At 45.6% G+C, this 8,621-nt stretch carries 7 protein-coding genes; 5 read left to right on the forward strand and 2 right to left on the reverse strand.

Annotated elements, in window-relative coordinates; all coding sequences use genetic code 11:
- Positions 1 to 28 precede the first annotated feature (28 nt).
- Positions 29 to 832: a radical SAM protein gene (locus tag FH755_RS12955; protein WP_292441538.1), complete on the forward strand. Its 804-nt coding sequence runs from the start codon at positions 29 to 31 to the stop codon at positions 830 to 832.
- 215 nt (positions 833 to 1,047) lie between these two features.
- On the opposite strand, the gene FH755_RS12960 is transcribed toward FH755_RS12955, so the two are convergent.
- Positions 1,048 to 2,658, reverse strand: coding sequence for a BCCT family transporter (locus FH755_RS12960; RefSeq protein WP_292441539.1), 1,611 nt, complete (start codon positions 2,656 to 2,658; stop codon positions 1,048 to 1,050).
- A gap of 239 nt (positions 2,659 to 2,897) precedes the next feature.
- Entirely contained in the window at positions 2,898 to 3,308 is a 411-nt protein-coding gene (locus FH755_RS12965; protein ID WP_366658784.1) for a cytochrome c, read from the reverse strand.
- A gap of 1,056 nt (positions 3,309 to 4,364) precedes the next feature.
- On the opposite strand from FH755_RS12965, the gene FH755_RS12970 reads away from it, so the two are divergent.
- From FH755_RS12970 to FH755_RS12985, 4 genes are all read left to right on the forward strand, one after another.
- Positions 4,365 to 6,410 (forward strand): TonB-dependent siderophore receptor, encoded by a 2,046-nt coding sequence (locus tag FH755_RS12970; protein ID WP_292441540.1) that lies wholly within the window; start codon positions 4,365 to 4,367, stop codon positions 6,408 to 6,410.
- Between the two features lie 295 nt (positions 6,411 to 6,705).
- Entirely contained in the window at positions 6,706 to 7,260 is a 555-nt protein-coding gene (locus FH755_RS12975) for a TMEM165/GDT1 family protein (protein WP_292441541.1), read from the forward strand.
- A gap of 268 nt (positions 7,261 to 7,528) precedes the next feature.
- A complete protein-coding gene (locus tag FH755_RS12980; protein WP_292441542.1) occupies positions 7,529 to 8,170 on the forward strand; it encodes an endonuclease in 642 nt (213 codons plus the stop codon).
- A gap of 39 nt (positions 8,171 to 8,209) precedes the next feature.
- Positions 8,210 to 8,467 carry a DUF5676 family membrane protein gene (locus FH755_RS12985; protein WP_292441543.1) on the forward strand — a complete coding sequence of 86 codons (258 nt, stop codon included), beginning with the start codon at positions 8,210 to 8,212 and terminating at the stop codon, positions 8,465 to 8,467.
- Positions 8,468 to 8,621 lie beyond the last annotated feature (154 nt).

Below are 8,621 nucleotides of genomic sequence, written 5' to 3' on the forward strand. Positions count from 1 at the left end.
AGTTTTCGCCCGTGAATGAGAGGTTCAGATGATTGCATTTGGTCCCGTACCCTCGAGGCGGCTTGGTCGCAGCCTTGGTATCAATAATATTCCTCCCAAACATTGTTCTTATTCCTGCCTGTATTGCCAGGTTGGCGAGACCCGCCGAACTGAAACAGTCAGACAAAGTTATTACAAACCGCAGTTCATTTTTGACTGTGTCAGAAACAAGGTTCAGGGCGTTTATGATGCTGGCGAGAGCATCGACTATCTCACCTTTGTGCCGTCTGGTGAGCCCACACTGGATGAGTACCTCACTGAGACCATCTCCTTACTTAAAGATTTGAAGATTAAGATTGCCGTTAACAGCAATGCCTCGTTGATATGGCGAAGTGATGTTCAAGAAGCCCTTAAGCTGGCTGACTGGGTATCGTTCAAAGTTGACACAGTGGATGAGTCAATATGGAAAAAAATCAACCGACCGGCAGAAATACTGAATTTTGACAGAATTCTGTCTTCACTCATGGACTTTGCCGAGGATTTTGACGGCCTGTTAACCACCGAGACAATGCTATTGGACAAGGTCAACACAGGAGACTCAAACATACTAAGATTGGCAGATTTTTTAGCGCATCTGCAACCAGGTAAGGCCTATATTGCCGTTCCTACCAGACCGGTAACTGAAGCCGGTTTCCGTGCTCCTGAGCCTGAAAAATTAAATGAAATCTTTCAGTATGTAAGCAAAAAACTGCCTCAGACTGAGTTACTGGTTTCAGAGGAAGAGGATTTCTTCTCAGCAATCGATAACAGCAATCCCGCCATTACACAAAGATATAATCCAGCTAATACTTAATAAAGCGCAGACCAGTTGAGATGCGATCAACAAAACTTGTAGCACAAAAAAGCCCAGCATAATTTAATATCAGGGTGAAAAAGATTTCATAAGAAATTATGAAACAAGCAGTGCATTTGATCTGCGTACTACGAATTCAACCGAGATGAAATAATAAGTCATCTTAGTGATTTTCACTTAATGCGTCTCTGAGCCAAAAACATTCTCCAGTGAGCTTACTGGGGAGTGGGTCTATCTTGATCCTGTTCGGACTTACTTCTATCCACTTCATGTTCATCAATCAGGCGCTGAAGCCTCTCCCGCATCAAAGCTTCATGCAGCTCGATCTGTCTTTGCTCATCCCTGAGCGACTTGAGTAAGGCACTGGCCATAAACACCATCAGGATCATGAACGGGAAGGCGGCGACGATAGAAACGGTCTGTAAGGATGACAAACCGCCACTCAATAATAAAACACCGGCCACGAGCACCTGAATCACGCCAAAAGTAAACCTCAGCCAAGGTTTGGGAACAAGCGCCCCTTTACCGGCGAACATACCCAGCACAAATGTGGCTGAATTGGCTGAAGTGATGACAAATAAAACAATTAAAACCAGCATCATGACGCCCGTCACTGCTGAGCCGGGTAAGAGCTCAAGCAATGCAAATAAACCAGCGCTGATTTCTTGTGAGACGGTCTCAGCAATTTGAGCGTTGCGAAACACTTCGAAATACAATGCACTGCCGCCGAATGTTGCAAACCACAGAGCACTGAGCAACACCGGCATGCCAATCACACCGAAAATAAACTCTCTTATTGTGCGACCACGTGAAATCCGAGCGATAAAAGTGCCAACAAAAGGGGCCCAGGATAGTCCCCACGCCCAGTAGAATATTGTCCACCGCTCAACCCAGTCTTCACCGGTATAGGGTGTCATAACCAGGCTCATTCCAATCAGGTTACCGAAGTAATCGCCGATGGCGTTGGTCATTGAGGCAGTGATGAAATCAGTCGGCCCGGCAAAAAACACGAAGACAAGAAGCAAGCCTGCCAGCCACATATTGAGATCACTGATGTGACGTATACCGCTCTCAAGCGGCGCCAGTGAGCAGAGAAGAAAGATAACACCGACGCCGGCCAATATGACGAGTTGCGAGGAAAGAGCAAACTCGATGTTGAACACGGATGATGCACCACTGTTGATTTGGAGCATTCCCAGGCCCAGTGTGGTCGCGACGCCAAAAACCGTGGATACCACGGCCAGCACATTAATTGCATGCCCCATACCGCCATCCACCCTGTCACCCAGCGTAGAGCGGAAAGCTTCACTGATGAGCCCGGGCCGTTGTTGTCTGAAACGAACATAGGCAATGGCAAGGCCGACAATCCCGAAATTGGCCCATTGATGAAATCCCCAGTGAAACAGAGAGTAGCGCATGGCAAGACCTGCTGATTCTGGAGAGTGGGGAGGGGCATTCCCAAACGGTGGCGATGCATAGTGGGTGATGGGCTCAGCCACGCCCCAGAAAACCAGACCCACGCCCATCCCGGCAGAAAAAATCATCCCAAGCCATGACAGATAGGAAAACTCTGGCGCCTCACCATCCGCGCCTAACCTGATTCGTCCGTAGTTCGACAACGCTATGCTGATGCAAAAAACCAGAAAGCCGGTCGTGACAGATAAATACAACCAGCCGAAGTGGCTAGTTGTGAAAGACAGAGCACGCTCAGCGGATATTGAAAACAAATCAGGGTATAGCGTTGCCAGAGCGATGAAACCTGATAACAAGGAAATCGAGATATAAAATACCCATCCGGGCTGTGATTGTGACACGGTATTAATCATTTCAAATCATCTATTTATCTCGTTTTTGTAAAGTTAAATGAGACGTATACCTGAAAAGCATTTCCTCAATTCGGGTTAGCTAATTGATTAAAACTATCAAGGTAAACAGCAGTGCCACTGACCAGAAAGATAATGCGCTGAAGGCCGTGTTCTGGATTTTCAGATTGCAGGCAAGCTATACCGCCTGATCAGCTGAATAGATTGAATGGGCGTTATACAATGTGCTACTTGTGTCGAAACTATTGCTGTTTAGTTGGTTTAACTTCGCCAATAGCGCCATCAGCACGGGCTTTAAGGTATGCGTAGAGATTATCCATACCGTTCATCACCGCCTCATTAGACTCCCAGGCGGGCATACTGCCTATCTGTCCAGTCTTACCATGGGTAACTACTTCAACAAACTGTTCTTTACTGATGACATTGAGGCTTTCCGCGAGATTGGGCCCGACCATGCCTTGTCCGTATGTGCCGTGACAACGCGCACACCAGTTCCGATAGAGCTTAAAGCCCTCATAACTGAACTCATCCAGCTTGTTACCATCAACAACCTGATATAAGCCGCCGGATGCCTGCATATCATCTGTCGAAGGGGTTGTCTCAGCATCTGTCATCGTTGAAGGAGCGGGGGACACGGGATTCTGTTCAGGCATCGTCTCGGCCTCAGCTTTTTTTGGCTCTTGGCTGGGTTGCTCAGCGACTGTCTCAACAGGCGAAACAGTGTCCGCCTTGTGACTGGTTTGAGATGAATCATCCTGGGTTGATTGATCACAACCAGTTTGAGATATGGTGAGAATCAGTAAAACAGGCATGCATAACAATAAACTGAATTTAGATTGGTTCATGAGTCGTTCCCTGAATAATCTGGCAGTAACTTCAAATTATCAGCATATGCTTACCTTGTGAAGCGGTTTATTTAACGTGGATCCTAAGACGACGGAACAACCATATTCAGAATTTGTGATTTGGGATTACTGATAGCCATTTAAGCAACAGAATTTAAAATCTGAACTCATCCGTTTGAATCTTACTGTACTACAGTTTTGAAGCCGAGATAATCGCTCATCAACCTGGACAAACCGTCCAATGACAACTTGTCACATAGTCAGGGAGCAGTCCCATGTCAGTGCGCAGCACTGGCGTTAAATGTCAGCTGTGATGAGATTTAGTTTTATAGGAGACAAAGAATTAGATTTGTAGTGACGACTACGATGAGATTGTCTGCCACTAAAAATGAGATTTTTTATCGGGCAAGACATTTTTGGTGAGATTTTTTGTTGTAAAAACATAAGTTCGATATTAGGACTTTATCGCTCTTCGCGCAAGAGGTTAGGGTGTCACTAAAGCAGTTAATCATAGTGTGTCGGAATTTTATTTTCCGCCAACATAGACAATAAGAATCATCATTAGCTTTAATTTCCTGAATAGTCTCTGAGAGAGACTCATTCACTGAAAATTGCCACTTCCAGCAACCCCATGCACCTTAAACAAATGGTAGGTCGTGCAGACCTGATTTATGAGGCATCGAATATGCATTTTAAATACAACTGTTCGGTTTGAACCGGACGTAGCCTCGCTTGGCTCTTTGCCTAGCGTTGATTGCTATCGTTATAGCGAGTTCAGTGCCAGTATTAACTCAAGATGAGATTTAAACTTTCAACTGCTAACGATAACGATTATCATTAGCTCTATTTTGTAGAGGTAATGATATGCGATTTGATAAAAAGAAACTGTTGGTGTTGATGGCATCAGCCTGGTTATCACCCGCTCTAGCAGCAAACTCGGCTGCAGAGCTTGACTCCATAGTCGTGAGTAGCGACTGGCTCGGCGAACCTACCGAAGAAAGCGTGAAAACTTATCCAGGCTCAAGGGAAGTGTTGACTGAGGAGGAGTTGCACGACAGAGGGGCGCTCAACCTTGAAGATGCATTGCGTGGCGTTAATGGTGTGCAGGTACTGGATGAGACAGGCACAGGTATTTTGCCCAATATCGGCATTCGTGGTCTGAACCCGCTACGAAGTGAAAGATTGCAGCTTTTGGTTGATGGTTATCCTATTGGCATTGGACCATATACCAACGTCGGTGTGTCATTATTTCCCGTGACATTGCCCAGCATCCAGGCGGTGGATATTGTTCGGGGTGGTGCCGCTGTTCACTATGGGCCCAACAACGTCGGCGGTGTGCTTAACCTGGTTACTAAGCCGATTTCCAGAGAATTTGAGCAGTCTATCCGTGAACGCATTACCATTGCTGAAGATACCGGTAATGCCTACTTCGACTCTTATTATCGCGCCTCAGGTTTTGTCACTGATGATTTAGGGCTACAGCTTCAAGTTAACCTGCAGGATGGTGAAGGCTTCCGTGACCATTCTGAAACGGATGTGCAGAATATCATTCTGGATGCCAAATATTATGTTGATGACAAAAACGAACTCGACATGCAGGTCCAGTATTACAACGTCAATGCTGAGCTACCCGGTTCGCTGAGCCCGAGTACCTACAGAGCAGACAGAACAGACTCACAGCGGCCATTTGATACCTACGATGCCGATATGCTGAGAGGGACACTCACCTGGACCTATAATCCGAGTAGTAATGTTGAGTTCCAGTGGCGTAATTTTGCCCATAAAGCTGACAGAACATTTGATTTCGCTCAGGGCCCGGGGTTTTCATTCGACCCTGCTTTAGAAGCTGACCACGTGGCCGATTCACCTCGAGTCTTTCATGTGTATGGCACTGAACCCCGGATTACCGTCAACCAGGGTAACCACACCTTCATGGCGGGAGCCCGTTTTGTTAAGGAACAAGTCAGTTTTGATGTTAACCGCTTGACCCTGGCGAGTAATGACTACAATGAGGTCCGTAACTGGAATTTCGATACCGAAGCAGTGGCACTGTATTTCAGTGATTCGATAGCACTCTTGGATGACAGATTAACCATTACACCGGGCGTGCGTTATGAAGACGTCAATACGGATTTTGAAGACAGAATTAACAATACCGAAGATGAAAATAATACTGACAAATTCCTGCCCGGTCTGACAGTGGGGTTGCAGGCAACGGATTCATTATTCCTGTTTGCCAATGCCCAGCGTTCCCTGGTGCCTGTACAAACAGCGCAGGTAACAAGGGAGGGCGATGTTGCTAACGAGCTGGCTTGGAACTATGAAATCGGTGCCCGTTCCCAAGTCACTAATAATGTGAGTGTCAGTGGCACGCTATTCAGAATCGATTATGACGATCAAATTCAGTTTAACCGAACTGACAGTGTGTTTGAGAACCTGGGTGAAACTCGTCATGAAGGTATTGAATTGACCGCCGATTGGCAGGCTACAAGCAATTTGGCATTAGGTGTTGGTTATACTTATCTAGATACCGAACAGCTCAATGGTGAAAACAAAGGCAATGAGCTGCCCAACGCGCCTGAACATCACATTTCAGCTCATCTGAATTATGTGAAAGGACCATGGCAGGCGAGTCTGACAGGCTTACATGTCAGTGAAAGCTACAGTGATGCGGCCAATACAGAAGAAGAAACAGCTAATGGTAGTGCCGGCGAGTTGCCTGCTTATACGCTGGTCAACACACGCCTGAGCCGTGACTTTAATCTGGGTGGCAACAATCTGGAAGTCGCTTTTGCAGTGAACAACCTGCTGGATGAAGAATATTACTTCAGAGGGGTTGATGTCAGTCCAATTGGCAGACTGCCTGCACCAGGGCGGTCATTCATCCTTGAGGGAAGCCTGGATTTTTGACGTTTCATTGAGCGTTTCTTAAGGAGCTCTTCAAACCCCGGGCATTAAAGCCCGGGGTTTTTTGTTTGTGGCAAATAATTTGAAGTCACAACAACCTGGTGTGGTAGTATATCCGCGTCTTGGGGGAGTAGTCTGCTCGCCTACCGGCGTTGAGATTGTCAACATAATTGAGCCCACATGGCTCATGGCAGTTTCGTGTCACAACCGTGACATAGACAAGACCTAAGGCAAATAGAGATCCCAATTGGCGGGAGGTCTCTGTTTGCCTTGGTTCTAATCCCGCCGGAGCAATTACATGGAAGCTTTTCTGACTTCGTCTATCACCGTTGCATTGGCTGAAATCGGTGACAAAACTCAGCTTTTATCTCTATTACTCGCTGCCAGATTCAAAAATAAGTTGGCTATTGTGGCTGGCATTTTGGTCGCCACTCTCCTGAATCATTTTGCCTCAGCTTGGTTCGGATCATGGTTAAGTCAATTCCTATCTGGCGGGTTGGGTAAAACGTTACTTTCTGTCAGCTTTATACTCATGGCGATATGGCTCTTGTTTCCAGATAAGGAAGATGAAGAGGCCGTCAAATACCACCACTATGGTGCCTTCATTGTCACGACAGTTTTATTTTTTCTGGCAGAGATTGGGGACAAAACCCAAATCGCGACTATTGCCTTGGCTGCGAATTATGAGAACGTCATAATTGTCACCGTTGGGACAACAATAGGAATGCTGGTAGCGAACGTACCTGTGATCTACCTAGGTGAAGCAATGATGAAAAAAATCCCGTTTGTTTATTCAAGAGTTATTGCGGCGATGGCATTCTTTATTGTCGGTATTTTTGTCTATTTCTCATAGATGAAAGCAGACAATAACATTCAATCCACCTTTATGACTCTGAATGCATCTATGTGATGACGATTGAGCCAGAACTTGAAGATGCTCAAATTCATAGTCGTTGGCCAGGTATCGTTCAGAAAGGTGAGCGCTCCAGAATCAACCAATATGACATTTAGTTAGGAATGAAGGTGAAAGGACTTAAAGCAGTTTTCTTATTGGCGGCATTATTGCTGCCATTCACAGTAGTAGCAGAACCAACAGACTCCTTCAGTAAGGCCGAAAGCTGATGATGGAGAAGGTCTACTTTGACCATCGGGAGACCCTCTACTGTGGGGCAACCTTTGATGAAAAGAAGCGTATTACCTTGCCTGTTGGCTTTCACACAGAAAAATACGTGAAACGTGCCAAAAGGGTTGAATGGGAACACGTTGTGCCAGCAGAAAATTTCGGCAGAACATTCGGCGAGTGGCGTGACGGTCATCCGAGCTGTGTCGACTCAAAAGGTAAAGCCTTTAGAGGTAGAAATTGTGCCAGCAAAATGAACAAAGAATACCGTTATATGCAAAGTGACCTTTATAACCTTTATCCAACTATCGGTGCTGTGAATGCTATGCGAAGTAACTATAACTTCACCATGCTTCCTGACGTGAAACCGGCCTTTGGATCATGCTTGGTAAAAATTGACTCTAGAAAGGTAGAGCCCACTATTGAAAGTAGAGGCCAGATAGCCAGGACTTACCTTTACATGGAGAAACGCTATCCTCGTTATAAGATGAGTAAAAGCCAAAAGCAATTGATGCTCGCTTGGAATAGAGAGTATCCGGTTACAAGCTGGGAGTGCGTGCGTGCAGATCGCATTCGCAAAATTCAGGGCAATACAAATGTCTTTGTTGACATAAATCAATGTTTCAAATTTCTAAATAGATGATCATGGATTTACTGAAAATTCGAAAAGAGAGCAAAGCAAATGAAATTCAATAGTGTGAAATTCGCGTTGGCAGCGACCTTAACGACAGCCATTATTTGGGTTATCTGTAGCTTATTAGTATTTTTATTACCCCAAGCAACTATTATGGCCTCTGGCGATATGTTCCATATGGATATTCAGGACATGATGTGGTCATTAACATTATCAGGGTTCATTAAAGGTCTTATCCTTTGGTCTTTGTCTGTCGGACTGAGTGCATGGATATTTGCGGTAATCTACAATCGTCTTGATTCTTAATTAAACCAAGTGAAATTCTAATGACCCGGGTTCTACCCCGATTTTGCGGACACTTCAAAGAAGCCTGATAATGGGCAAAAGGAGTGTTTATGTCAAAGAGAAGAAAATACAGCCCCGAGTTCAAACAGGGTGCTGTTGAGCAAACCCGGCAGCC

The organism is Methylophaga sp. (assembly GCF_009711715.1).
GTDB lineage: Bacteria > Pseudomonadota > Gammaproteobacteria > Nitrosococcales > Methylophagaceae > Methylophaga.